Genomic DNA, 25,263 nt, shown 5'->3' on the forward strand with positions numbered 1-25,263 from the left:
GATACCGTTGCAGGTATCAGTCGGCTCGTTGCCAAAGGCGGGCTGCTAGGCGTTTCTGACCTGCCCTTCCAGCTCGGCCTTGAGCCCGGGCTCAAGCTTCAACTGACGCGCCAGTTCGTCGAGGTAGGCGCGCTCCATGAATTGCTCATCATCCACCAGCATCACGCTGGCGATGTACATTTCGGCAGCCATTTCCGGTGTGCTTGCGGCACGTGCCACATCAGCCGGGTCCAGAGGCTTTTTCAATTCTGCCTCAAGCCAATGCTGCAGTTCCTGATCAGTACCCAGTTTGCTGAACTCGCCCTCAATAAGCTCACGCTCGCGTTCATCGACGTGACCGTCAGCTTTGGCAGCGGCAACCAGCGCGCGCAGGATGGCTTGACTGTGCTGCTCGGCCTCAGCCTCAGGCAGACGATCGATGGTCTGCGGTTCACGCTGGCCGGCAACACCCTGGCTGGCCTGCCAGTTGTTATATGCCTTGTAGGCCAGCACACCCAACGCTGCCAGCCCGCCGTAGGTCAGCACCTTGCCACCCATGCCACGCGACCGTTTGCCCTTGAGCAGCCCCATCGCTCCAGCGGCCAGTGCGCCACCACCAGCACCGGACAGAAGACTTCCCAGCCCGCCCTGCCCTTTGCCCTGACCGCCGCCAAGCAAACTGCCCAGGCCATTCATGAGCGCATCGCCTCCCGAAGACGACTTGCCGGATTTGCCACTTGTCTTGTCCTGTAACATGCTCTGCCCGGACTTGAGCAGTTGATCGAGTAAACCACGCGTATTCACAAGAAACCTCCGATGGCGGTTGTCAGATGATTTATTGACCCGCAGGTTAACCAGAAGTCCCCCGCCCCCTCTCCCTGGTGTGCTTCCGAATGTTACGGCTGCTGCGGGCAACATCCGCTCATCCGCTCGTTCAACTTATTCTGCTAAATGCGTGCAACCCCGGCCTGCCGGGCAGGGTCAATAATGTGCGTTTGGAAAAAGCCAACAGTAATAATGCATCGATTTGAATTGATTAGTCCTTTAAAGCATGTCATTCGAATGCCTTGCAGTAAAATGCAGCCGCGAGGAGCTTGCCTGAGTTGATTTCCCCCATAAGTTTCCCGGCAAGTGACAGCAAGGCGGCTGAGACCATTCGCTCGAAAGACTGGAGCCGAACATCGCTCGGGCCGATCGAGCGCTGGCCTGTGTCACTGAAAAATACCCTGAACCTTATTCTTAATTCGCCAGAGTCGATGTACCTGCTCTGGGGGCCAGACCTGGTGTTTTTCCACAACGACGCCTACACCCCGATCCTCGGTCCGCGCAAGGATGACGCAATCGGCGCGCTTATCCCGGACCTGTGGGCTGACGTCTGGGATCAGGTAGCCCCGCTGGTGATAGATGCACTGGAAGGCAAGGCATGCCACTTCAAGGATCTGCCGCTGAGCATGGCGCGCTACGGTGCGCCAGAGCAAACGTGGTGGACATTTTCCTTTTCGCCGGTGATAGACGAACACGGCATAACCGTCGGTATGTTTTGCATCACCAACGAAACCACCAATCTGGTTCTCAATCAACGGGCCCTGCAGGAAAGCGAACGCAAACGCCTGGACCTGATCGACGAACTGATCACCCTGGAAAAACGCCAGGCAGCTACGCTGGAGCAACGTACGCTCGAACTGGACACGTTCTGGGAAATGTCTCCCGACCCGCTGGCAATTCTCGATTTCAACGGTATTTTCCTGAGAGTGAACCCTGCCTGGAACGCGATCCTCGGTCGTAAGGAAGACGAGCTGCTGGGCAGCTCGATCCTTACCCTGCTCCACCCGGACGACGTCAGTAATACAGAACATGCGCTGACCCACGCTGCAAGCCATGTCCTGCCGCTGTTTGAAAACCGCTATCAGCACGTTGACGGGACATATCGCTGGTTCGGCTGGACCGCTGCACCAGGCAACGGAATCATTTTTGCGCTGGGCAAGCACCTGACCCATGAAAAGGATCGCATCGAAGCCCTGCGCGTCGCACAGGAAACACTGATCCAGTCTCAGAAAATGGAGGCGGTCGGACAACTGACCGGCGGCCTGGCACATGACTTCAACAACATGCTGATGGGCGTGACCGGCAACATGGAGCTGCTGCTGTCGAGAATACGTCAAGAGCGCTTCACCGAGCTGGATCGCTATATCAACGCAGCCCTGGAAGGTTCAAGACGCGCTGCGTCACTGACACATCGGTTGCTGGCGTTTTCACGCAGGCAGACACTGGCCCCGGTTGCCATCGACATCGACCGGTTGGTGGCCGGCATGGACGAGCTGATCAGACGAACCGTAGGCCCCGGCATCGATATGCAGGTCACGCCTTCGCAAGGCCTGTGGTCAACCCTGGTAGACCCGCACCAACTGGAAAACTCGCTACTCAACCTGTGCATTAACGCCAAGGACGCCATGCCCGATGGCGGGCAGTTGCTGATTCGAACCGGCAATCGCAACCTGAATGCTGCGGAAGCCGCGAAACATGGGCTGCCTGTGGGCCGCTACGTCGAATTGTCAGTCAGTGACACGGGCAGCGGCATGGAGGAAGACGTCATCGGGCGGGCCTTCGATCCGTTCTTTACTACCAAGCCACTGGGCATGGGCACAGGCCTCGGCCTGTCAATGATCTATGGTTTTGCGCGGCAATCAGGTGGCGGTGTCAGCATCACCTCGAAAGTCGGAGACGGCTCGAGCGTCTGCATTTTGCTGCCGATACACGAAGGTGAGGCCCAAACCCCTGCGCTGGAAGATTCACTGCTGCAAGTGCCGATGCAAAATACCGGCGACGAGACGATTCTGGTCGTCGACGACGAACCTGCCGTCCGACTGCTGATTGTCGAACTGCTTGAAGACCTGGGCTATGCGGTATTGCAAGCCGAGCGCGGCGCTGATGCGCTGAGCATCCTGCAATCAAAAACCGCCATCGACTTGCTGGTGACCGATGTTGGCCTGCCAGGCGGCATGAATGGTCGTCAGGTCGCAGACGCTGCGCGGGAAGTGAGGCCCGATCTGAAAATCCTGTTCGTGACCGGCTACGCAGAAAACGCCGCGCTGGCACACGACACGCTGGAGCCCGGCATGCATGTGCTGCCAAAACCGTTCGCCATCGCTGAGTTGATCAGCCGAGTAACCGAACTGCTGGAAGGTGAGTGAAAAAAATGAGCGCCATATGGCGCTCATTTCATTCAATGCCCTGATCAGCGATCAATCGCGCAGATCAGACTCATGAATCGGCTGGTCACGATGCGTGGCGCGCTGGTACTGCGCAGGCCAGGTTGCCAGGCGTCCGCCCAGATCTTCATCGGCACGCAATGGCCAGTACGGATCACGCAGCAGCTCACGGGCCAACAGAATGATATCGGCCTGTCCGGTACGCAAAATATGCTCTGCCTGAGCCGGATCGGTGATCATCCCCACAGTACCGCTGGCGATCCCGGACTCCTTGCGAACCCGCTCGGCAAATCGGGTCTGATAGCCGGGACCTACCGGAATTTCGGCGTTGGCGGAAGTACCGCCGGAAGACACGTCGATCAAGTCGGTGCCCAGCGCTTTCAGTCGACGAGCCAGTTCGACGGTTTCATCGGCGTTCCAGCCATCTTCCACCCAATCGGTAGCGGACACGCGAACGAACAGCGGCAGCTCTGCGGGCCACACGGCACGCACCGCTTCGGTGACTTGCAGCGTCAGGCGAATGCGGTTCTCGAAAGATCCGCCGTATTGATCGGTGCGCTGATTGCTGATTGGCGAGAGAAACTGATGCAGGAGGTAACCGTGCGCGGCGTGAATTTCGACCACTTTGAAGCCTGCCGTCAGCGCGCGACGTGCGGAATCGACAAAGGCCTTGATCAGCTCCTGAATCTGCGTTTCGCTCAGTTGCACAGGCGCGGTGTGCTGCGGATCAAAAGCAATCGCCGATGGACCGACCGGCGTCCAGCCGCCCTCAGTCAAAGGCACATTGCCATGCTTGCCCAGCCACGGACGCCAGGTACTGGCCTTGCGCCCGGCATGCGACAGTTGAATGCCCGCGACGGCGCCTTGGGCATTGATGAAGCGAGTAATGCGTTGCAGCGGTTCGATCTGCTCATCGTTCCACAGACCGAGGTCTTCGGGAGTGATGCGACCTTCAGGCGTAACCGCCATTGCTTCGCTGATGACCAGTCCGGCACCGCCAACGGCGCGGCTGCCAAGATGGACCAGATGCCAGTCATTGGCCAGGCCATCAACACTGGAGTATTGGCACATAGGCGACACGGCAATGCGGTTGCGAAGGGTCAGTTGGCGCAGGGTGTAGGGTTCTAGCAGCAGGCTCATGGTGACCTCTCGTGTTGAAAATCCGGGAGTCCAGGCTCTGTTCATACAGGCAACAGATTCCACTGGACCGTCTGTTGTCGACAACCCGGCAGCGAGAGCGGTTCCTGCTGATTGTCAGCGTGGTGCGAGATGCACCACCATCAGCTGTACGGTTTCGTTGCCGCGAAACTCGTTGAGGTCGAGCTTGTAGGCCAGTTCTACCCAGCGAATATTGGGGTTGGGCCAGATGTCGCGGTCCACGCCAAACGCAATGCCATCCAGCTTCACGCTGCCGCATTCGGTCTTGAGCACCATCTTCAAATGGCGTTCGCCCACGACCCGTTGCTCGACCAGCTGAAACACGCCGTGGAACAACGGCTCGGGGAAATGCTGCCCCCAAGGGCCGCCATTGCGCAGTGCGCGGGCCAGTTCCAGATGAAACTCTTCGACAGCCAGCGAGCCATCGGACAGCAAGCGCCCGGTCAGGTCCTGCTCTTCAAGCTGGCGACGCACTTCCTGGTCGAACGCCTCGGCAAACGCCGGGAAGTGCTCCTCAGGCAGCGACAGACCGGCCGCCATCGCGTGCCCGCCGAACTTGCTGATCAGTTGCGGATGACGCGCTGCCACAGCGTCCAGCGCATCGCGGATATGAAAGCCCGGCACCGAACGCGCAGAGCCCTTTAGGACGCCCTCGCCCGCACTCGCGAAGGCAATGCTCGGTCGGTGGTAACGCTCTTTGAGACGCGAGGCCAGAATGCCGATGACACCCTGATGCCACTCGGCATCGAACAGACACAGGCCAAACGGCATCGATTCAAGCGGCAGATCCTTGAGCTGGGCGAGCGCCTCGCGCTGCATGCCCTGCTCGATGGACTTGCGGTTCTGATTCAGTTCATCCAGCCGCACGGCCATTTCCCGCGCCAGCGTCGGGTCGTCGCAAAGCAGGCATTCAATGCCCAGGCTCATGTCGTCCAGGCGCCCTGCTGCGTTCAGGCGCGGGCCTATAATGAACCCCAGATCGGTCGAGGTGATGCGCGCAGGCTCGCGCCGTGCGACTTCGAGAATCGCGCGCAAGCCCGGACGTGCGCGCCCGGCCCGGATACGCATCAAGCCCTGATGCACCAGAATGCGGTTGTTGGCATCCAGAGGAACCACGTCGGCCACACTGCCCAGCGCGACCAGATCAAGCAGTTCGCCCAGATTAGGCTGGGCACGCTGATAGCTATCGAACCAGCCGGTTTCACGCAGCCGCGCGCGCAAGGCCATCAGTACATAGAAAATCACCCCGACCCCTGCCAGCGATTTGCTGGGAAAGTTACAGCCTGGCTGATTGGGATTGACGATGGCGTCCGCCGCTGGAAGCTCATGGCCGGGTAAATGGTGATCGGTGACCAGAACCTGCAACCCTGCCGCCTTGGCTGCCGCCACGCCTTCGACGCTGGAGATGCCGTTATCGACCGTGATCAGCAGCTGTGGCTCGCGCTGCAATGCGACCTCGACGATTTCCGGCGTCAGCCCATAGCCGTACTCGAACCGGTTGGGCACCAGATAATCAACATGCGCAGCCCCCAACAGGCGCAGGCCCAGAACACCCACGGTGCTGGCGGTAGCGCCGTCGGCATCAAAGTCGCCGACGATCAGCATCCGCTGGCCTTCACGCAGTGCGGTCACCAGTAGATCGACCGCTGCATCGATGCCCTTGAGCTGTTGATAGGGGATCAGTCGCGCCAGACTCTTGTCCAGCTCTGCCTCGCAGGACACGCCTCTGGAGGCGTACAGACGAGTGAGCAAGGGCGGCAGGTCACCGAGAAACGGCAAGGTGTCGGGCAACAGACGGGGTTCAATGCGCATGCGGGTCAGCTGATTCTCTTCAGGGTGTCGATGGACAATACGTTCGATACAGGCAGGCTGCGGTCAACCACGCTCGCCAGCAAGCCACTGCAACTGGACTTCATGCTGGCCACGGTCATCGGTAACGAACACAGTACCTTCACTGATCATCACATCCCACTTGATGACCCGCGGCATGTCTTTGGCCAGCACTTCCAGTACGTCCTGCGGGACTGCTGCGATGTTGACGTTTTTCAGGTTCTTGATCGCCGGGATGACCTTGCCTTCCCAGACGCGCAGGCTGCCGTAGGCAAGCAGGCTGGTGCGCTCGGTACGCCGCGAACACCAGGTCAGGCGGTCGGCGTCAGGCTGCCCCACTTCGATCCAGTGCAGGACGCGATCATCCAGGCTCTTTTCCCAGAGTGCCGGCTCGTCCACATCGGACAGACCACGACCGAACGACAGCTGCTCGTTGTACCAGAAGGCATAGGCCAGCAGACGCACGGTCATGCGTTCTTCGGTCTCCGATGGGTGCCGGGCGATGGTCTGCTTGACGCTTTCGTAAACCCCGCGGTCGAGGTCTGTCAGGTTGAGTTCGAATTTGTAGGTCGTGGACGGCTGGGCCATGAACGGGCTTCTAGAGTCTGGAGGGAAGACCGCAAGTCTAACCGATGCGCGCCCCGCGAAGGAATTTGCTCGCGCAGGCACCAAAGTCCGGGCCGTGCTTCACTGATTTGCGGCACATCAAAAAAACGATAGTCTGAAACAAAATCCTGATACATCTTGATACTTTGCAACAGTCTCTGCGGACACGTCAGGCTGCCAGCCTGAAGACGGCTTTGGGTGCTTGAATGTGACGCCACTGGTGCCGCGCCATTCAAAGACCTGCCACCCCACTCAGATTGTTGACCCTTTTTCGAGGATGACACCCGCGAATGCCCCTTCCTGCCTCGCACTGTACAGCGGCTCGATTGATGCTCGTCATTGCGCTGACGACCCTGTCGGGTGTCTGTCAGGCACGAGAAACGCTGACTTGGCTGATGCGCGACATACCCCCGTCGACGATCTTCTCCGGAACGATGCGCGGGCAGGGAGCGATCGATCAGCTCATGCCATTGCTGACCGCAAGAATGCCCGAATACGACCATGTGCTGATGCGGGTCAATCGTGCCAGGGGCCTGCAGATGCTGAATGACGCGACCTCTCTGAGCTGCGACCCGACCATGTTGTGGACCGAGGAACGCGCCAGGACCCTGCTGTTCTCCATCCCCATTGTTGCCATCATGAGCAGCGGCCTGATCGTGCGCAAAGAGGACGTGGAGACGTTTGCCCCTTTCATGGAAGACGGAAAAATCGACTTTGTGGCGCTGATGGACAGCCACGCAATCAGGCTGGGGGTGGTTGCAGAACGCAGCTACGGTGAGCTGATCGACCATACTCTGCGCACAGTCGATGAAGACACGCTGATCCCGCACTATGGCAACGACGCCATCGGCAGCCTCCTGCAAATGGAACGTCTCGGGCGTCTGCAGGCGTTTATCAGCTTCTGGCCGGAAGCTCGTTATCAAGCCATGCAACAAGGCATATTGCCCGAAGAACTGAGTTTTATACCGATCAAGGGAAACCCGGCCTACCAATTCATCTATATCAGTTGCAGCCGGTCACCTGAAGGCGAGCAGGCCATCGCCAAGATCAATAACGAAATGCGTGTATTGCGTGAATCCAGACTTATGAAGCTCTACGCACAATGGCTGGATCCCGCCCAGCGGGCTGGCTATCTGGAGGAGGTAAAAGCGCTGCTGGAAAAGAACTGAGCAGGCAAAAGAAACCCCGGACAGAGGGGGTCTGGCCGGGGCAAACATGACCACTTGGGTCAGTACGCCAGCCCCTGATCAGCGGAGCACAGTGATCAAGACTGGCATAATGGATAGGATTACCGCGAACCCGTCAGGTTCCGGGCCTGTTGAAGGCCGTTAAGCGTCTGTTAAGCAAATGAACGTGCGCCGGCAAAGGCACGGCTGGTTGCAAGGTTGCGCATGGCCGCAATGACACAAGGCTCGATACGGCCTTCAGCGACCATCAGGTCTCGGCGCAGGCCGTCCACCACGTCGGTGAGCTGACGTTTATCGTTCAATTGATCGGCGCTGAATGTACGCTTGATCACACAGGCACCCGCTTTATCTTCCAGAGTCACCAGACGCTCGCCCCGAGAACCCGCCGGCCCGATAGTGGCCTGGTAAGGCGCCAGCGCTTCGCTTAGCAGTAAGCTGATATTTTCCATCCGGATCACCACTCAACAGTTTGAATGCAAAGGTGCCAACAAATGACCATCGCTGATAGAAAAAAGTTCTTTCTATCGGCCGATCACGGCACTGCTTGTTATTTCGAGCATGCCTGTTGAATGTGACACGGAAAAAACGAGTCACCCCAAGTATGAAACCGGACAGGTAGGAAAAGACGACAAAATTCCGCTACAGGTCCTACGTAGCGTGCACGCCCTTCCCTCCTGTTATAAACAGCTGGATCACCTGAAATACGTCCAGCCCATTTATGACGGAGGCACACCTTGAGCGATTCAACCGATCGCCCGTTGCGCGTCATCGTGGCGGATGACCACCCTATTTTCCTCATTGGTCTTAGGGTAGTACTGGAACGGCATGGCCTGGCGAACGTGGTGGCTCAAGCCCATAACCCGGATGAACTGCTGCAGGCGCTGACGCAGCACCGCTGTGATGTGCTGGTGACTGATTTCATGATGCCCGTCGAACAGCAAAGCGACGGCTTGCGCCTGCTGCAGCGCATCCGCCGGGACTTTCCGGCGCTGCCCGTGGTTGTGGTGACAACGTTGAGCAACGGCGGGTTGTTTCAGTCCATGCTGGACATCGGTGTGCGAGGGTTATTGAGCAAGGCCAGCCTGACCGGGGAACTGCCGATGGCGATCAGAAGTGCGCGGCTCGGTGAGGTGTTTGTTTCCGATTCAGTGCGCAGGGTTCTGAGAGAAATACACCCGCATGGACCTCAGCCAATGCGGCCGTCCGAGCGCCTGTCGCCCAAGGAGCTGGAAGTGCTGCGCCTGCTTGCGGCCGGTCATACGGTCGGCCAGATCGCCGCACAGCTCAATCGCAGCAAACAGACGGTCAGTGCGCAGAAAATCGGAGCCATGCGCAAACTCGGCCTGGCCAACGACGCAACATTATTCATTTACCTGCAGGAAAGCGGGATGTCTTGAGTGCGAGAGTCACTCCAGCACCGCCTGTCGGCGCGTTTCATCACGTGAGGCCATCCAGTGCAACAGCTCGGACGCCGGCATCGGACGGGCAATGAAATACCCCTGAACGGCAGGGTCGCCCAACGCCAGCACACTGTGAAAATCGTCTACCGTCTCGACGCCTTCAACCACCACTGACATGGACAGGCGTTGCGCCATGAGCATTGCCCCGGCAACTACAGCGGACTTGCGCGCATCATCGGCCATGCCACGCACAAACTCGGTCGGGATTTTCAGCTCGGAAAACGGCAGCTGCAGCAGCCTTTCGATATTCGATGCGCCCATGCCGAAGTCATCAATGGACAACCTGCAGCCCTGCATGCACAGCCTCAACAGGCTCTCCAGTTGCCAGTTTTCAGGCCGGGCGGCATCCTGCTCGAGAATTTCGAGGGTCAGGGCACTTGCCGGTACGCCATGACGCGCAAGGGCCTGGATGATCTGCTCGGCGAAATCCGCTTGATGAAGCACGTGCGGGTCGATGTTGACGGCGACCGGCAACGCCATACCCTGCTCTCGCAGGACTTGCGCAGATAATTGCAGTGCCTGATCCAGCACCCGCCAGGTCAGCGCAGCGGTCAGCCCTTTGGCTTCGATGGTGGCCATGAACCGCCCGGGGGCCAGCAGGCCATGCACAGGGTGCTGCCAGCGAACCAGCGCTTCTACCCCCAGCAATTCGCCGCGCAGGCTGACCTTGGGTTGAAAATAGGCAATCCACTGCTCCGCCACAGAGGTTGCGCCGGCTGCGTCCTGGCCTGTCATGGCAAACAGCTCTGGCGCAGACAGAGTTTCGGGAGCGCAGCTTACAGGCGATGGCGTAGGCACCCTAGACTCGGCACGACCAGGCCCATAAGCCTTGAGCAATTCGCACAGCGCGGCGGCTGAAGCGGGTTTCTGCAAGTAACCCAGCACCTTTATGCCTTGATTGAGTGCCAGTTGCGCAACGCCCTCCAGCACGCAAGTGGCGGAAACACTCAGGATGATCAGCGCCCTCGCCTGCCCGCTTTCAGCCAGAAAGCGGATCAGTTCAAGACCGTCAGGCCCTTCCATCTGCAAGTCGCAGATCGCGATGTCGATAGGGCCGCGGCTGTGCAATGACTGTTTCGCAGCTTCGACGCTGTCAGCGGCCAGCACATCAAAGACCTGATTGGCATTGAGCATCTGGTGCAAGGCCATCAGCTGGAACGGGTGGTCTTCGAGAATCAGAACCTTGAGTGTATGCACGGTCACGCCTACGGGATTGAAAGCATCGGAACAGCAGAACACTGATTTTAGTCCCTCGCGCAGACATGCCCCATAAGACATGTCTTAAAAGCGCTGGCGATCACGGCTTTTTTTGCAGAACCGGTTCCGCAAAGCTCAATCGCGAGACGGCGTCATTTCAGGCACCGCTGCCAGTTGCAGCTCGATATCAGCGCGCAGGCAGGTCATGGCCGTTTCCAGCGTCAGCCAGCGCTCGGCAAGGCCAGCCGCGGATTGCAGCCGAACGCTTTCATCGAGCGCAGCACACGCTTTGGCCAAAGGCACGGCGTCCACCAGGCTGGCAGCGCCCTTGAGCCGATGCAGGCAAGCACCCAGCGTCTTCCAGTCGCTTGCCAATACCGCAGGCTCCAGCAAGTCATGCTCATGTCGCAGGTTTTTCCAGAGCTCGCTTAACAACCGGTCCATCTGCTCCGGATTGGCCTGGGTCATGTCTTGCAGCGAGCGTATGTCGAAGGTCGGCTCAGACACCCGGTCTGTCAGCTCCTGGGCCAGACGCGCCAGAGACAGTGGCTTGATCAACAGCCCGTCCATGCCGGCCTGTTCACAGCGCCCGGCCTCATCAATCAGAGCGTTGGCGGTGCAGCCGATAACAGGGCAGCGCCGGCGGCGTTCTTTCTGCTCGATCTGTCGAATGGCCTGGGTCAATGCGTAGCCGCTGATGCCTGGCATGTTGCAATCGGTGATTACGGCATCGAACAGTTCTTCGCGCCATATCGCCAAGGCGGCCTCCCCGTCCGAAACCGCCACCACCCGATGGCCGAGAAACTCCAGTTGCCGGGTGAGCACCAGCCTGTTGGCCGACATGTCATCGACCACTATCAGACGCAGGCTGCGAGTGTCTGCGTACACCTGCCGAGCATCCTCAATGGGCTCAAGCGGCCCGGTGACGCGTGCAAGCGGTATGTCGATGGTTACCCGCGTGCCCTTTCCCGGCTCGCTATGCAGGCTGATATCGCCTGTCATCAGTTCCACCAGTTGACGGGTGATGCTCAGTCCAAGCCCGCTGCCGCCATAGCGTGCAGCCGTGTCGTCATTGGCCTGGATAAAGGGCTGAAATATCTGCTGCTGGCGATCCGGCTCAATACCGGCACCGCTGTCCTGAATACAGATTCGCACCCGCGAAGCATCGGCCGAAACATCCGAGACATCCACACTGACGACAACCTCCCCCTGGTGAGTGAACTTCAAGGCATTGCCCAGCAGGTTATGCAACACCTGACGCAGCCTCAGCGAGTCCAGCCAATAGTCGCCCCGCGCCTGTTCACTGAACTGCAGATGCAGTTCCAGACCTTTTTCCCTGGCCTGCGCCGAAAACAGTTCAATGGCTCCCTCGAATACTGCCTGCAGCGACGTCACCGACAGTGACAACTGCATGCCACCTGCTTCGATCCTGGCCAGATCAAGGCTCTCGCCGATCAATGCCACGAGCTCCGTGGCCGACCTAAGGGCAATCTGCAAGCCTTGGGATGGTGCCTGACCCTGGCGTAGCGCCTGCTCGCATTCCAGCTCGAGCAAACCGGTGATTGCGCTCATCGGCGTCCGAATTTCGTGGCTCATGCTGGCCAGGAATAGACTTTTCGCCTCGTTGGCATCGGCTGCCTGACGCATGGCGTCTTCGAGTTGCTGCTCCAGTTGCTTGCGCTCGGTGATGTCGATCCAGCCACCCAGCAGCCCCTGTAATTGCCCGTCGGCGGCGAAGAAAGGCACCGTCCATTGCCAGACGTCCATGCGCCTTCCGGACAACTCGATCGTGCGGTCGGAAAAGACCGGTTGATGATTTTCCAGCAGCTTGAGGTAGTCGGCATGCATCTGTTCGGCCAATGGCCGCGGAATGAGATGAACATCTGTCAGGCGTCGCCCGTTCATCTGTTCGAAGCTGATGTCCAGCGCTTGCTCGTAGCTGCGATTACACGAGATCAGACGCCCTTTCAGGTCACGCACATAAATGGGGTTGGGGATGCCGTCGAGCAAGGCATGCTTGAATGCCAGTTGATCATTGAGCTGTTGCTCAGCCTTGAGTCGCTGGCGAATTTGCGCGTTCAGACGGCTGCTCCAGGCCAGCGATACCAGCCCGGTAAGCACTGCAAGCGCCACAACCCAGAACACCCATTGCGGTATCCGCGACCAAAGCGAAGGCTGAGGCAGGGTCGATCCCAACCATTTCAAACGAATAGAGCGCAGCTCGGCGACCGGGAACTCTTCCAGCGCCTTGTTCAGAACGCTCAGCAGTTCGGGTTGGGATTTGACCACTGAAAACCTGTCAGGGGACCACTTGCCATCGACACTGCGCGCCACTTTCAACTGCCCCGAGGGGAACAGGTAGGCGCCCGCTTCGTTTTGAATGGTCGCCTCTGCAGCACCATTTTCGACCAGTGCGCGTGCCTGCTCGTAGGTGTCCACCAGGCGGAGTTTGATCAGCGGGTATTCTTGCCTGATCATGTCCTCAAGCGCGTGCCGGGCAGGCAGCGCAAGCACCTGTCCGTCCAGACTGGCAAGCGATATCCGCGACGAGCGATCGGAGCGCACCACGAACATCCAGCTGTTGCCACCAAACGAATAGGTGAAGTCCAGATACCGTCGTCGTTCGGCATTTTCGGCCAGCGAGGTGTTCATGTCTGCCAGGCCAGAGCGAAGCAGATCAATACTCTGCTGCGTGGAGGGCACTTCCTGATGTTCGAACTGCAAGCCGGTCATGCGCGAGATACGCGCCAGCACGTCGACATTGAGTCCCACCCACTGGCCATTTTTGTCCTTGTAGATGTAGGGTGGATGCTGCGTGGTAGAAACCGTCACCTTCGGATGCTTGAGCAACCAACGGCGCTCTGCGCCGGTCAGACGTATGCGCTGCCCGTCTACGTCGGCCCCAAGGCCCAGAGTCCAGCGCCCGAGCACCTCACGGCTGACCGAAGGGGCGATACTGCCGAGTGCCTGATCAATCAGGCTCAGCAAGCGCTGCTCGTCACCGCGCATGGCAAAGGAAAACCCGACAGGCGGCAAGCGGCTTTCAAACTTGATCTGCAAGCCCAGATAAGGTCGCAGCGCGGTGTAAGTGCGCACGATCACCTCGTTGCCGATAAAAACGTCAGCCTCCCCCTGGCTGAGAGCCTCCAGCGCGCTGTAGAGGTTGGGGGCAATGATGATCTCACTGTCTGGATAGACGCGGTGCACCACCTCGGAATCGGCGTACCCGTCGAGCAGTACGACCTTTTTGCCGGCCAGGCTCGATGGCGGACTCAGATCGTTGCCCCGACCGACCACCACTGACCGGTCCGGCATGTACTCGCTCGAGAACGACAGCCCTGGCACGCCTCGCTCGAACCCGTTGGCGCTGGTCAGCAGATCGATCCTGCCCGCGCGCAGTGCATCAATGGCCTCTTCACGTCTGGTGAAACCGACGACCTGCATCGGTATATTTAACTGATCACTGACCAGACCCAGGTAGTCGGCGCTGATGCCCTGATAGCGATTACGATCGCTGGTAATATCGATCGGCTCGTAATCGGCAATCGCAATGCCGACCCTGAGTGCCTTGCGCTGGTCCAGCCATGCGCGATCCCTGGCCTTGATGACGAGGTCCTCAGACACCACGAACGGAGCGGTGAGAGTGAACGGCAGGCTCTGGGCTGCATCGACCGAACGCGCAAGAAACAGCGCCAACAGCATCCATGCCATGCGCCATGCGCGGCCTCTCATCGTGCTGCCCGTCTCCCTGACTACGTCCTGTCTGCTTGCCTGCTTGCCCACGAATGACTCAACTCTCTGGTTCGAAAAACCAGCGAAGTTTGGCACGTAGGAACACAAAGGCCCGCCAAGTGGCGGGCCTAAAGTTGTTACACGACGCTTCTGTCAGAGCGGTTTGCCGCGGTTGCCGTGCTGGCTGACAAAGGCCTGTATGGCTTTCAGGTCATTCGGCAGTACGGTGCAGCGTTCGTCCCGCTCGAACAAATCAGACAAATGTGCAGGTAGCTCAAGCGCTTTTCCTACGCCCGCCTTCTCCACTGCTTCCGGGAATTTGACCGGATGAGCTGTGCCAAGGATCACCATCGGCGTATCCAGGCTGCGACGACACTCACGGGCAGCCTTCACGCCGATAGCGGTATGGGGATCAAGCAGCTCGCCGGTGCTCTCGAATACCTCGGCGATGGTCTTGCAAGTGTCCTCGTCACTGACCGCCAGCGAATCGAACAGTTTACGGGTCTCGGTCCAACGCTCTTCTTCGACGCTGAAACCGCCGCCCTGTCTGAACGTGCTCATCAGTTCGGCAATTGCCGAGCCCTTGCGACCATGCATGTCGAACAGCAAACGCTCGAAATTCGACGAGACCATGATGTCCATTGAAGGCGACAGCGTGGAGTAAAGGGTTTCCTTGACGTACTGATTACCGCTCATGAAACGGTGCAGGATGTCGTTGCGGTTGGTGGCGACGATCAGTTGATTGATCGGCAGCCCCATGTTGCGCGCCAGATAACCCGCGAAGATATCGCCGAAGTTGCCGGTCGGAACCGAGAAAGATACCGAGCGCGCCGGGCCTCCCAGTTGCAGCGAGGCATGAAAGTAGTAAACGATCTGGGCCATGATGCGCGCCCAGTTGATCGAGTTGACGGCCACCAGAGGCGTGCCCTTCAGGAAGCTCTGGTCGGCGAAGCTGGCCTTGACCATTTCCTGGCAGTCGTCAAAGTTGCCTTCGACGGCGATGTTATGGATGTTATCGCCGAAGATGGTCGTCATCTGTCGACGTTGAACGTCCGAGACCCGGTTGTTCGGATGCAGGATGAAGATGTCGACGTTATCGCAACGACGGCAGCCTTCGATGGCTGCAGACCCGGTGTCGCCCGAGGTGGCGCCCATGATCACCACGCGCTCGCCACGCTTGGCCAGCATGTAGTCCAACAGACGGCCGAGCAGTTGCAGTGCGAAGTCCTTGAACGCCAGGGTCGGACCGTGGAACAGCTCAAGTACCCACTCGTTGCCATTCAACTGGCGCAGAGGCGCGACCGCGCTGTGGGTAAAGACGCTGTAGGTCTCTTCGAGGATCTGCTTGAAATCGGCATCCGGGACGCTGCCTGTCACAAACGGGCGCATCACCCGGAAAGCCAGTTCGTGATAAGGCAGCCCCGCCCAGGAAGCGATCTCTTCCTGAGTGAAACGAGGCAGGTTTTCAGGCACATAGAGGCCGCCGTCACTGGCCAGACCAGTCAACAGAACCTCTTCGAAATTAAGGGCCGGTGCCTGCCCGCGAGTACTGATATAGCGCATGGGATCAAACCTTTGGTGTGAGCTTGAAGCTTGAAGCGCCGGGCTTCAGGCTTCAAGCCTCAAATTCAAAACAACTGACGCCTGACGTGCATCTGGTCGTCTGGTGCTTGCAGCCTGTAACCGACAGCTTGCAAACGACGTTAGTTAAGGTGCTCGACGCGAATACGAACCACCGGCCCTACCACGTCCTGAAGCGCTTCCAGTGCCTGGATGGCGTCATTGATGCGTTGTTCCACCACGCGGTGCGTCAGCAGGATCATCGGCACCAGGCCATCGTGTTCTTCGACTTCCTTCTGCATGATCGATTCGATGTTGATGCCGCGCTCGGACAGAATGCTCGCCACCTGCGCCAGCACACCCGGATGATCCTTGGCCTGGATGCGCAGGTAATAGGCGCTTTCGCAGGCTTCGATCGGCAGAATCGGGTGAGCGGACAATGAATCAGGCTGGAAGGCCAGGTGAGGCACGCGGTTTTCCGGGTCAGAGGTCATGGCCCGCACGACGTCTACCAGATCGGCGATGACTGACGACGCGGTCGGCTCCATACCGGCACCGGCGCCATAAAACAGGGTAGAACCGGAGGCATCGCCGTTGACCATCACCGCGTTCATCACACCGTTGACGTTGGCAATCAGGCGATCGGCCGGGATCAGCGTGGGGTGTACACGCAGTTCGATGCCCTGTGCCGTGCTGCGCGCGACACCCAGGTGCTTGATGCGGTAGCCCAGCGCTTCGGCGTAGTTCACATCTGCAGTGGTGAGCTTGGTAATGCCTTCGGTGTAAGCCTTGTCGAACTGCAACGGGATACCAAAGGCAATGGACGCCAGGATGGTCAGCTTGTGGGCAGCGTCGATGCCTTCGACGTCGAATGTCGGATCGGCCTCTGCATAACCCAGCGCCTGAGCTTCAGCCAGCACATCCGGAAAGGTGCGACCCTTTTCGCGCATCTCGGTGAGGATAAAATTGCCTGTACCGTTGATGATGCCTGCGAGCCAGTTGATACGGTTCGCCGACAGACCTTCACGGATGGCCTTGATGACCGGAATGCCACCGGCGACAGCCGCTTCAAACGCAACGATCACACCCTTTTCACGGGCCTTGGCGAAAATCTCGTTGCCGTGAACGGCGATCAGCGCCTTGTTGGCCGTGACCACATGCTTGCCGTTTTCGATGGCCTTGAGCACCAGTTCACGCGCAACGGTGTAACCACCGATCAGTTCCACGACGATATCGATTTCAGGGTTGGTCGCAACCGCGAACACGTCGCTGGTGGTAGGGGTACCGGCAATCTGGCAGTTGGGATTGGGTGTACGAACCGCAATTTGCGCCACTTCGATTCCACGCCCGGCACGACGGGCAATCTCCTCGGCGTTACGTTGAAGTACGTTGAAAGTACCGCCACCGACAGTACCCAGCCCACAGATGCCTACTTTGACCGGTTTCACTGATGAACTCCCCGAAAAACGGCCGATTATGAATCAGCCGTGGAAAACCGCCGCATGTCACCATGCGACCACAAATGAGACGAGGCGCCAGGATTGCGCCTCACGCGACGCAGTGCTATTTGGCGCCCATCGCCAGTTTGGCGACCTGAGCAGCAGGCTGGTAGCCCGGAATGACCTGACCATCGGCCAGAACAATCGCAGGTGTGCCGTTCACGCCGATAGACTGGCCGATTTCATATTGCTTGCTGACCGGGTTGTCGCACTTGGCGGCCTTGATGTCCTTGCCGTCGACCATACGGTCCATGGCAGACTTGCGATCCTTGGAGCACCAGACAGCCTGCAACTGCTCGTCACCCGGAGAACCCAGCCCCTGACGGGGGAAGGCCATGTACCGCACTTCGACACCCATCTTGTTCAACTGCGCGACTTCCTCGTGCAGCTTGTGGCAGTACGGGCAGGTGGTGTCGGTGAATACCGTGATGTGCGACTTGGTCTCGCCGACAGCCGGGTAGATGACCATATCGGAAAGCGGAATGCCATTGATCGTCTTGGAAATGGCCAGACGCTCGGTCTTTTCGGTCAGGTTGACCGGCTTGCCGTTCTGCACCTGGAACAGGTAGCCCTGCATCACGAACTGGCCGTCGGCGCTGGCGTACAGCACGCGACCGCCCTTGAGCTTCACTTCGTAAAGGCCATTGAGCGGGCTCGGCGAAATGCTCTCGACCGGCAGTTCCAGCTGGAGCGAATCCAGTGTCTTGCGGATGGCCTGGTCAGGTTCGGTATCTGCGGCGGCGAACATACTGAAAGTACCGGCCAGCATGAAAGCGGCGGCAGCGAAAATCTGGGGCAAACGCATGAAAACTCCTATGACGGCGGACAGGCTGACGGCTGCTGAAAACAGAAGGGTCAGGCCTTGTTCTGCGAAACCGGCAAAGCCTACCACATTAGGGCTTAAAGGCCGCTCTGCACTGATGTAAGACTTTTCGCGAAAAGCGCGAGCATTCAACCCCGAGGATGATGCTTCGCATGCATTTCCTGCAACCGCGCACGCGCAACATGGGTGTAGATCTGGGTCGTCGACAGATCGCTATGCCCCAGGAGCATCTGCACCACGCGCAGGTCGGCGCCGTGGTTGAGCAAATGAGTCGCGAAGGCGTGACGCAGGGTGTGCGGCGACAAGGATTTGCCGATACCAGCAACCGTTGCCTGGTGCTTGATACGGTGCCAGAACGTCTGACGAGTCATCTGGTCGCCGCGGGTGCTGGGGAACAGCACGTCGCTGGGCTTTCCGCCTAACAACTCATCACGGGCGCCACGCATGTAACGCTCGACCCAGACAATCGCTTCCTCCCCCATTGGCACCAACCGCTCCTTGCTGCCCTTGCCCATCACTCGCAGCACGCCCTGGCGCAGGTTGACCTGTTCCAGTGTCAGGCTGATCAGTTCGGTCACGCGCAGACCACAGGCATACAGCACCTCAAGCATGGCACGATCACGCTCACCGATTGGCTCACTCAGGTCAGGAGCGGCGAGCAATGCTTCGACGTCGGCTTCGGAGAGCGACTTGGGCAACGGCTTGCCCAGCTGAGGCATGTCGATCTGCAGGGTGGGATCGACGGCAATCAGCTTTTCGCGCAGCAGGTAGCGATAAAAGCCGCGCGCGCCGGACAGAAAACGCGCGGTAGAACGCGGCTTGTAGGCATTTTCCACGCGCCACGCAAGGTGATCGAGGATCACTTCGCGCCCGGCAACGGGCAGATCGACGTTGCGTTCCTGCAGCCAGCCGTTGAACAGCGCAAGATCGCTGCGATAAGAGTCGCGGGTGTTATCGGACAGGCCCTTTTCGAGCCAGAGGGCGTCCAGAAACCGGTCAATCAGCGGATGGTTGATGGCAGCCATTTTTACTCGTTACATGTGGGAATAAGCCAAGAGCAAATCATCAGATAACAGACAGCAAAAAGGCAGCCCTGAGGCTGCCTTTTTTATGCATCGAAAAACTGTATCAGGACAGTTTTTCCTTGATGCGCGCTGCTTTACCGGACAGGTCACGCAGGTAGTACAGCTTGGCCTTGCGAACGTCACCGCGACGTTTCACCGCCATGCTGTCGATTTGCGGGCTGTAAGTCTGGAAAGTACGCTCAACGCCAACACCGTTGGAGATTTTACGAACAGTGAAAGCACTGTTCACGCCACGGTTACGCTTGGCAATGACAACGCCTTCGAATGCTTGCAGACGAGCGCGGTCGCCTTCCTTCACTTTAACCTGAACGACAACGGTGTCGCCTGGTGCAAAGGTAGGGATCTCTTTGGTCATCTGCTCTGCTTCGAGGGCAAGAATGATTTTGTTAGTCATGCTGGTGCTCCTAAGGTAATCCGTCTGGATCGACCATCGATACGTTAACTATCGTCCCGCTCGCGGATGTATTCCGCCAGCAGCTTCTTCTCTTCTCCAGAAAGCGAGCGGCTTTCCAGAAGATCAGCGCGTCGTTCATAGGTCCGCCCGAGGGACTGCTGTAAACGCCAACGCCGGATGTGCGCGTGATTGCCACTAAGCAACACGTCGGGAACACGCTGATCCGCATACACCTCAGGTCGGGTGTAATGCGGGCAATCCAGCAGACCGTCCGTGAAGGAATCTTCCTCCGCGGAGTCCACATGCCCTAAAGCTCCAGGCAGCAGCCGCGTAACCGCGTCAATCAGGACCATCGCCGGCAGCTCGCCACCGGAAAGAACATAGTCACCAATCGACCACTCTTCATCGACATGAGCATCAATAAAACGCTCGTCAATGCCTTCATAACGACCGGCGATGAGGATAATCGCTTCCTCCTGCGCCAGTTCGCGTACCGCAGACTGATTCAGCTGTCGGCCTTGTGGCGACAGGTAAATCACCTTCGCCGCATCCCCCGCCGCTTGCCTGGCCTGAACCAGAGCATCTTCAAGGGGCTTGATCTTCATCACCATGCCCGGACCACCGCCAAATGGGCGATCATCCACAGTGTGATGGCGATCAGTGGTGTAATCCCGCGGATTCCAACAAGTGAGCTTCAACAGCCCTTGCTTCACCGCACGGCTGGTAATGCCGTATTCGCTGATGGCGGAAAACATTTCAGGAAACAGACTGATGACTTCTATGCGCAGACCGGCCATGGCATTCAGAAGTCCGCGTCCCATTCCACCTTCATCTCGCCAGCGGCCATGTCGATTGCCAACACGCATTGCTCCGTATAGGGCAACAGGCGTTCACGATCATCAAGGCTGCCCGCGCAGGGCTTTACAACCATTACATCGTTTGAACCGGTTTCGAGCAGGTGATCGATTTTACCGAGCAGTTGCCCGAGTTGGTCGATGACCTTTAGGCCTTCAAGCTGGTACCAGTAGTACTCGCCATCGTCCAGATCAGGGAACAGGTTGCGCGGCACGCAGATGTCGTAACCGGAGAGAAGACGAGCTTCTTCGCGATCATCGAGACCCTTGAGCTTTACGACCAGAAACTTGCTCTGCAAGCGTCCGCTGACCAGCTCCACCTGTTTGTCAACGCTGCCTTCGCGCCGAAGCGTCCAGGTTTTGTAGTCCAACAGGTTTCCAATCGGATCAGTAAAGGAATACACCTTCACTTCGCCGCGAACGCCATGAACCGAGTAAATCTTGCCAATGACGATCAGATCGTCGGCAGATGCAGGCGTCGCGCTCATAAGACTCAGGCCGCGGCCTTGGTCTTGTTGTGCTCTTTCAGCAGTTGGGCAACGCGCTCGGAAGTTTGTGCACCCACGCTCAACCAGTAGTTGACGCGTTCTTCGTTAACGGACAAACGGATTTCCTGACCACGGGCAACCGGGTTGAAGAAGCCGATCTGTTCCTTGTGGGAACCGTCACGAGCGTTGCGGCTGTCGGTTACGGTCAAGTGGTAAAACGGGCGCTTTTTGGAGCCGCCAAGGGCAAGACGGATGGTTAGCATTGAACATCGTTCCTGTAGTCGGTGCTGCAAATCTAAGATGCACAGCGGGCATAGGTGCCCGAAAGGCCGCATATTCTAAGGAATATCCGGACTTTTGCAAATGTCTTTTTCCGGCGCCTATCGGCATGCCTTCCAGATTTGCCAAGGAGCTGTCATCAAGACAGCGAGTATAAGCCCGCATGACACGGGCTGGACGGGAGTCACCTCCCGAATGAAACGCATGCAAAACCTCTTGCACGCGACACAATTACATTTTCGGCATGCCGCCGCCGGGCAGCATTCCGCCCATGCCGCGCATCATTTTTGCCATTCCGCCCTTGGCGGAGAACTTTTTCATCATCTTCTGCATCTGCTTGTGCTGCTTGATCAGACGCCCGATGTCCTGGACCTGGGTCCCGGAACCCATGGCGATCCGGCGCTTGCGCGAACCGCTGATCAGCTCGGGATCCCGACGTTCGGCAGGGGTCATCGAGTTGATGATGGCTTCCATCTGCTTGAATTGCTTCTCTGCCGCGCCCTGGGCATTGCCCATCTGCGACAGGTTGACGCCACCAATGCTCGGCAGCTTGTCCATCAGGCCGCCGAGACCGCCCATGTTCTTCATCTGTTGCAACTGATCGCGGAAGTCTTCGAGATCGAAGCCCTTGCCCTTCTTGAGCTTTTTGGCAAGCTTGTCGGCCTTGTCCTTGTCGAGGGTCTGTTCGGCCTGCTCGATCAGGCTGAGCACGTCGCCCATGCCTAGAATCCGCGAGGCGATACGGTCCGGGTGGAACGGCTCCAGCGCCTCGCTCTTCTCGCCCATACCAATGAACTTGATCGGCTTGCCGGTGATTGCACGCACCGACAGTGCAGCACCGCCACGAGCATCGCCGTCGACCTTGGTAAGGATCACACCGGTCAGCGGCAACGCATCGCCGAAGGCCTTGGCGGTATTGGCCGCATCCTGGCCGGTCATGGCATCGACCACGAACAGCGTTTCGGCTGGCTTGGTCGCAGCGTGCAGCGCCTGAATCTCGCCCATCATCTCGACATCGACGTGCAGACGACCGGCGGTATCGACGATCACGACGTCGATGAACTTGAGCTTCGCTTCTTTTATGGCAGCCTGCGCGATCTCGACAGGCTTCTGACTGATATCGGAAGCAAAGAACGTGACGCCGATGTCGTTGGCCAGCGTTTCGAGCTGCTTGATGGCGGCAGGACGGTACACGTCGACCGACACCACCATGACGGTTTTTTTCTTGCGCTCTTTAAGGAAGCGCGCCAGCTTGCCAGCCGTGGTGGTCTTGCCCGCACCCTGCAGGCCCGCCATCAGGATCACGGCAGGCGGAGTGACATTGAGCACCAGGTCTTCGTTGGCGGCGCCCATCAGGCTTTCGAGTTCGGCCTGGACGATCTTCACGAACGCCTGACCCGGCGTCAGGCTGCGCGACACCTCGGTACCGACGGCGCGCTCCCTGACACTGTTGACGAAGTCTTTGACCACCGGCAAGGCGACGTCGGCTTCAAGCAACGCCATACGCACTTCGCGCAAGGTATCTTTGATATTGTCCTCGTTAAGCTTGGCCTTGCCAGTTACATGGCGCAGCGTCTGCGAGAGGCGGTCAGTCAGATTTTCAAACATGCGCGATCCTTTCAGGCTCTCGTCGAACCCCGGTTGATGCGGCCCGGCCCGTAATGCAGAAATGGCGCTCGGCGAGCCTGCGGCGTGAGCAGGTCGCGGATTATAGCGAAGACTCCGTCACACGGACACCACGCAGACTGCTTCTCTGGTCTTTCGTGATTTACCGGTTATATGCCAAACTCAGCGTCTTTCCAGGCCCGTCCATCAGGATCTATGTCCCCTTTGCCACCCAGCCTGCTTCCCAGCCTCGCCGCCGCCGCCCTTTATGCCGCCGCGACCGCCTACCAGGGCGTGCGCCTGAGCCAGACCGCCAGGCCCGACAAACGGCTGCTGTGCCTGCTCGGCACGCTCGCGGTCATTGCGCACGCCTTAGGTCTGTTTTCCCAACTGACGCACTCCGTCGGCCTTGGGCTGGACTTTTTCAACTCGGCCAGCCTCATTGCCGCCTCGGTGATCGCCGTCACACTGATCGCCACGTCGCGCATACCGGTGGAAAACCTGCTGGTGCTGCTGTTCCCGCTCGGCATGATCACCGTGCTGCTGGCGCAATTCGCGCCCAGCGGTACGGTGCAGCCGATCATGGAAGAACCGGGCATCCTCAGCCACATCCTGCTCTCGCTGCTGGCTTACGGGATGTTCACCATCGCGGTCTTTCAGGCTTTGCTGGTATTGGTGCAGGACCATCAGCTCAAGAACAAGCATCCGACCGGACTGATCAGAAACTTCCCGCCACTGCAGACCATGGAAAGCCTGCTGTTCGGCTTCCTGTGGGCTGGCTGGATACTTCTGTCGCTGTCGCTGCTCTCCGGGTGGCTGTTCGTCGAGAACCTGTTTGCCCAGCATCTGGTGCACAAGACCCTGCTCGCCTGCCTGGCCTGGATTGTATTCAGCGTGTTGCTGTGGGGACGCAACCGTCTCGGATGGCGTGGGCACAAGGCTATTCGCTGGACCCTGGGCGGTTTCTGCCTGCTGATGCTGGCCTATTTCGGCAGCAAGCTGGTACGCGAATTCATTCTGCACATCTGATGGCCTCTGATCATGGATAACTTGCCGCTCGGCCCGCTGCTTGGCGTAGTCGCCCTGCTGACTCTCTGGGCCGCCCTGCTGACGGCAGTCGAAACCGCTCACCATCAGCTCAAGACACTGCGCGCCGCCAGCCGCAAGGACGAAGCGGCGACGCTTCCCGATCTGGCTTTCAACCTGAACAGCCTGATTCTGTGCAACACCCTGATCAAGGTGTTGATCACCGTCATTGTCACACTCATCGCTGCCGGGTACTGGTTCTACAACGGACCGACCGTGGCGTGGCTGGCCACGTTCAGCGTCATGCTGGTTTTTGCCGAATACATACCGCGACGCCTCGCAAACCGCCATCCGGTAGAGACCCTGATGCTGGGCAATGGCGTATTGCGCATTCCGATGAAGATCGTCTGGCCGCTGGCCTACGTGTTCAACGTGCTTGCCAAGACCCTTCTGCGCCCGTTTCCGTCACGCCACGTGCAACCTCAGAGCCAGGCCTTCGATGACGATTCGCACAAGGCCGTTCAGCAAGAGATTGTTCAGGAACATAACCCGCGTATCAACGTGCTTTCGGGCATCCGGGCGCTGGACAGCATTACCGTCAATGACATCCTGATACCCCGCAATGACGTTGACGGCGTCAACCTTGATGATCCGATAGAACTGATCATCGAACGCTTGATCATTTCCCGTCACACGCGCCTGCCGGTCTATCACAACGATATCAATCAGGTACAAGGGGTCATCAACACTCGCGACATAAGCCATCTGCTGCCCAAAGCCACGCTGACCAAGGAGCAATTGCTGGCGGTCTGCTACGAGCCTTATTTCGTCCCCGAAAGCACCCCGCTGCAATTGCAGCTGTTGAACTTTCACAAGCAGCAACGCCGCCTTGGCGTGGTGGTGGATGAGTACGGCGAAGTGCTGGGCATTGTTACCCTTGAAGACATTCTCGAAGAAATCGTCGGTGAGTTCGAGAGCGAGCAGAGGCTGGACAACCCTCACGTCAAACGCCAGGAAGACGGGCGCCTCGAAGTCGAAGGTGCAGCGTCCATTCGCGAGCTGAACAAAAGCCTCGGCTGGCACCTGCCGTCCGATGGTCCGAAGACCCTCAACGGGCTGGTTACAGAAGCGCTAGAGACCATTCCCGAGGCTCCGGTCTGCCTGAAAATCGGGCCTTACCGCCTGGAGATACTCGAGACCGAGGACAACCGCGTCACTCGGGTAGCCATGTGGCACAACACGCTGGTGGGCACGTTAAAATAGATTCACGGGCGCCACCATTGCCTTTCGCC

General features: G+C 58.7%; 20 protein-coding genes and 1 pseudogene. 5 read left to right on the top strand and 16 right to left on the bottom strand.

The window, feature by feature from the left end:
• Positions 1-45: 45 nt before the first annotated feature.
• On the bottom strand, positions 46-783 hold the full coding sequence (locus tag POR16_RS17725; protein WP_024671798.1) for a tellurite resistance TerB family protein: 738 nt from the start codon (positions 781-783) through the stop codon (positions 46-48).
• Positions 784-1,082: 299 nt separating this feature from the next.
• Here POR16_RS17725 and POR16_RS17730 point away from each other — a divergent pair, with 299 nt between their 5' ends.
• Positions 1,083-3,170, top strand: a complete 2,088-nt coding sequence (locus tag POR16_RS17730; RefSeq protein ID WP_024671797.1) for a response regulator — start codon at positions 1,083-1,085, stop codon at positions 3,168-3,170.
• 51 nt (positions 3,171-3,221) lie between these two features.
• On the opposite strand, the gene POR16_RS17735 is transcribed toward POR16_RS17730, so the two are convergent.
• From POR16_RS17735 to POR16_RS17745, 3 genes are all read right to left on the bottom strand, one after another.
• On the bottom strand, positions 3,222-4,328 hold the full coding sequence (locus POR16_RS17735; protein WP_005891720.1) for an NADH:flavin oxidoreductase/NADH oxidase: 1,107 nt from the start codon (positions 4,326-4,328) through the stop codon (positions 3,222-3,224).
• Between the two features lie 114 nt (positions 4,329-4,442).
• Complete coding sequence (gene recJ / locus POR16_RS17740; protein WP_005891718.1) at positions 4,443-6,158, bottom strand: single-stranded-DNA-specific exonuclease RecJ; 1,716 nt, start codon at positions 6,156-6,158, stop codon at positions 4,443-4,445.
• Positions 6,159-6,221: 63 nt separating this feature from the next.
• Positions 6,222-6,764, bottom strand: coding sequence for a YaeQ family protein (locus POR16_RS17745; protein WP_002554774.1), 543 nt, complete (start codon positions 6,762-6,764; stop codon positions 6,222-6,224).
• A 347-nt stretch (positions 6,765-7,111) separates the two neighbouring features.
• Between POR16_RS17745 and POR16_RS17750 the strand changes: the two genes are divergently transcribed.
• Entirely contained in the window at positions 7,112-7,951 is an 840-nt protein-coding gene (locus POR16_RS17750; protein WP_005891713.1) for a TIGR02285 family protein, read from the top strand.
• A 170-nt stretch (positions 7,952-8,121) separates the two neighbouring features.
• Here the strand turns inward: POR16_RS17750 and POR16_RS17755 are convergent, their stop codons facing one another.
• A complete protein-coding gene (locus POR16_RS17755; RefSeq protein ID WP_005891711.1) occupies positions 8,122-8,418 on the bottom strand; it encodes a DUF3509 domain-containing protein in 297 nt (98 codons plus the stop codon).
• 285 nt (positions 8,419-8,703) lie between these two features.
• On the opposite strand from POR16_RS17755, the gene POR16_RS17760 reads away from it, so the two are divergent.
• The gene (locus tag POR16_RS17760) at positions 8,704-9,366 is read left to right on the top strand and encodes a response regulator (RefSeq protein WP_005891709.1); all 663 of its coding nucleotides are present in this window, start codon (positions 8,704-8,706) and stop codon (positions 9,364-9,366) included.
• Here POR16_RS17760 and POR16_RS17765 read toward each other — a convergent pair.
• From POR16_RS17765 to ffh, 11 genes and pseudogenes are all read right to left on the bottom strand, one after another.
• Positions 9,339-10,626: pseudogene (locus POR16_RS17765) on the bottom strand (EAL domain-containing response regulator). The gene POR16_RS17760 and the pseudogene POR16_RS17765 sit on opposite strands and share 28 nt — an antisense overlap.
• Positions 10,627-10,761: 135 nt before the next feature.
• Complete coding sequence (locus POR16_RS17770) at positions 10,762-14,337, bottom strand: ATP-binding protein (protein ID WP_162010136.1); 3,576 nt, start codon at positions 14,335-14,337, stop codon at positions 10,762-10,764.
• A gap of 174 nt (positions 14,338-14,511) precedes the next feature.
• Positions 14,512-15,921: a threonine synthase gene (gene thrC / locus POR16_RS17775; RefSeq protein ID WP_005891702.1), complete on the bottom strand. Its 1,410-nt coding sequence runs from the start codon at positions 15,919-15,921 to the stop codon at positions 14,512-14,514.
• A 140-nt stretch (positions 15,922-16,061) separates the two neighbouring features.
• Positions 16,062-17,366 (bottom strand): homoserine dehydrogenase, encoded by a 1,305-nt coding sequence (locus POR16_RS17780; RefSeq protein ID WP_005891701.1) that lies wholly within the window; start codon positions 17,364-17,366, stop codon positions 16,062-16,064.
• Positions 17,367-17,481: 115 nt separating this feature from the next.
• The gene (dsbC, locus tag POR16_RS17785) at positions 17,482-18,222 is read right to left on the bottom strand and encodes a bifunctional protein-disulfide isomerase/oxidoreductase DsbC (RefSeq protein WP_005891700.1); all 741 of its coding nucleotides are present in this window, start codon (positions 18,220-18,222) and stop codon (positions 17,482-17,484) included.
• 146 nt (positions 18,223-18,368) lie between these two features.
• Positions 18,369-19,265: a site-specific tyrosine recombinase XerD gene (gene xerD, locus POR16_RS17790; RefSeq protein ID WP_005891699.1), complete on the bottom strand. Its 897-nt coding sequence runs from the start codon at positions 19,263-19,265 to the stop codon at positions 18,369-18,371.
• Positions 19,266-19,368: 103 nt separating this feature from the next.
• Positions 19,369-19,719, bottom strand: a complete 351-nt coding sequence (rplS, locus tag POR16_RS17795) for a 50S ribosomal protein L19 (RefSeq protein WP_004878874.1) — start codon at positions 19,717-19,719, stop codon at positions 19,369-19,371.
• A gap of 44 nt (positions 19,720-19,763) precedes the next feature.
• Entirely contained in the window at positions 19,764-20,516 is a 753-nt protein-coding gene (trmD, locus tag POR16_RS17800) for a tRNA (guanosine(37)-N1)-methyltransferase TrmD (RefSeq protein ID WP_005891697.1), read from the bottom strand.
• 5 nt (positions 20,517-20,521) lie between these two features.
• Positions 20,522-21,061, bottom strand: coding sequence for a ribosome maturation factor RimM (gene rimM / locus POR16_RS17805; RefSeq protein ID WP_005891695.1), 540 nt, complete (start codon positions 21,059-21,061; stop codon positions 20,522-20,524).
• Between the two features lie 5 nt (positions 21,062-21,066).
• A complete protein-coding gene (gene rpsP / locus POR16_RS17810) occupies positions 21,067-21,324 on the bottom strand; it encodes a 30S ribosomal protein S16 (protein ID WP_003377687.1) in 258 nt (85 codons plus the stop codon).
• Positions 21,325-21,571: 247 nt separating this feature from the next.
• Positions 21,572-22,948 carry a signal recognition particle protein gene (gene ffh / locus POR16_RS17815; RefSeq protein ID WP_024671790.1) on the bottom strand — a complete coding sequence of 459 codons (1,377 nt, stop codon included), beginning with the start codon at positions 22,946-22,948 and terminating at the stop codon, positions 21,572-21,574.
• 213 nt (positions 22,949-23,161) lie between these two features.
• Between ffh and POR16_RS17820 the strand changes: the two genes are divergently transcribed.
• Positions 23,162-23,974: a cytochrome C assembly family protein gene (locus POR16_RS17820; RefSeq protein WP_005891690.1), complete on the top strand. Its 813-nt coding sequence runs from the start codon at positions 23,162-23,164 to the stop codon at positions 23,972-23,974.
• A 12-nt stretch (positions 23,975-23,986) separates the two neighbouring features.
• Positions 23,987-25,234, top strand: coding sequence for a CNNM domain-containing protein (locus tag POR16_RS17825; protein ID WP_005891688.1), 1,248 nt, complete (start codon positions 23,987-23,989; stop codon positions 25,232-25,234).
• The last annotated feature ends 29 nt before the right edge of the window (positions 25,235-25,263 follow it).

It is taken from the genome of Pseudomonas coronafaciens pv. oryzae str. 1_6, from assembly GCF_000156995.2.
In the GTDB taxonomy this organism is placed as follows: Bacteria; Pseudomonadota; Gammaproteobacteria; order Pseudomonadales; family Pseudomonadaceae; genus Aquipseudomonas; species Aquipseudomonas tremae.

What these genes read in the sequence shown, in the direction of transcription:
- POR16_RS17770 (WP_162010136.1), bottom strand. Translation starts at nt 14,337, where the DNA reads ATGGCATGGATGCTGTTGGCGCTGTTTCTTGCGCGTTCGGTCGATGCA.
- dsbC (WP_005891700.1), bottom strand. Translation starts at nt 18,222, where the DNA reads ATGCGTTTGCCCCAGATTTTCGCTGCCGCCGCTTTCATGCTGGCCGGT.
- recJ (WP_005891718.1), bottom strand. Translation starts at nt 6,158, where the DNA reads ATGCGCATTGAACCCCGTCTGTTGCCCGACACCTTGCCGTTTCTCGGT.
- xerD (WP_005891699.1), bottom strand. Translation starts at nt 19,265, where the DNA reads ATGGCTGCCATCAACCATCCGCTGATTGACCGGTTTCTGGACGCCCTC.
- trmD (WP_005891697.1), bottom strand. Translation starts at nt 20,516, where the DNA reads ATGGCCGGTCTGCGCATAGAAGTCATCAGTCTGTTTCCTGAAATGTTT.
- POR16_RS17820 (WP_005891690.1), top strand. Translation starts at nt 23,162, where the DNA reads ATGTCCCCTTTGCCACCCAGCCTGCTTCCCAGCCTCGCCGCCGCCGCC.
- POR16_RS17735 (WP_005891720.1), bottom strand. Translation starts at nt 4,328, where the DNA reads ATGAGCCTGCTGCTAGAACCCTACACCCTGCGCCAACTGACCCTTCGC.
- thrC (WP_005891702.1), bottom strand. Translation starts at nt 15,921, where the DNA reads ATGCGCTATATCAGTACTCGCGGGCAGGCACCGGCCCTTAATTTCGAA.
- POR16_RS17745 (WP_002554774.1), bottom strand. Translation starts at nt 6,764, where the DNA reads ATGGCCCAGCCGTCCACGACCTACAAATTCGAACTCAACCTGACAGAC.
- POR16_RS17825 (WP_005891688.1), top strand. Translation starts at nt 23,987, where the DNA reads ATGGATAACTTGCCGCTCGGCCCGCTGCTTGGCGTAGTCGCCCTGCTG.
- rplS (WP_004878874.1), bottom strand. Translation starts at nt 19,719, where the DNA reads ATGACTAACAAAATCATTCTTGCCCTCGAAGCAGAGCAGATGACCAAA.
- rpsP (WP_003377687.1), bottom strand. Translation starts at nt 21,324, where the DNA reads ATGCTAACCATCCGTCTTGCCCTTGGCGGCTCCAAAAAGCGCCCGTTT.
- rimM (WP_005891695.1), bottom strand. Translation starts at nt 21,061, where the DNA reads ATGAGCGCGACGCCTGCATCTGCCGACGATCTGATCGTCATTGGCAAG.
- POR16_RS17755 (WP_005891711.1), bottom strand. Translation starts at nt 8,418, where the DNA reads ATGGAAAATATCAGCTTACTGCTAAGCGAAGCGCTGGCGCCTTACCAG.
- ffh (WP_024671790.1), bottom strand. Translation starts at nt 22,948, where the DNA reads ATGTTTGAAAATCTGACTGACCGCCTCTCGCAGACGCTGCGCCATGTA.
- POR16_RS17750 (WP_005891713.1), top strand. Translation starts at nt 7,112, where the DNA reads ATGCTCGTCATTGCGCTGACGACCCTGTCGGGTGTCTGTCAGGCACGA.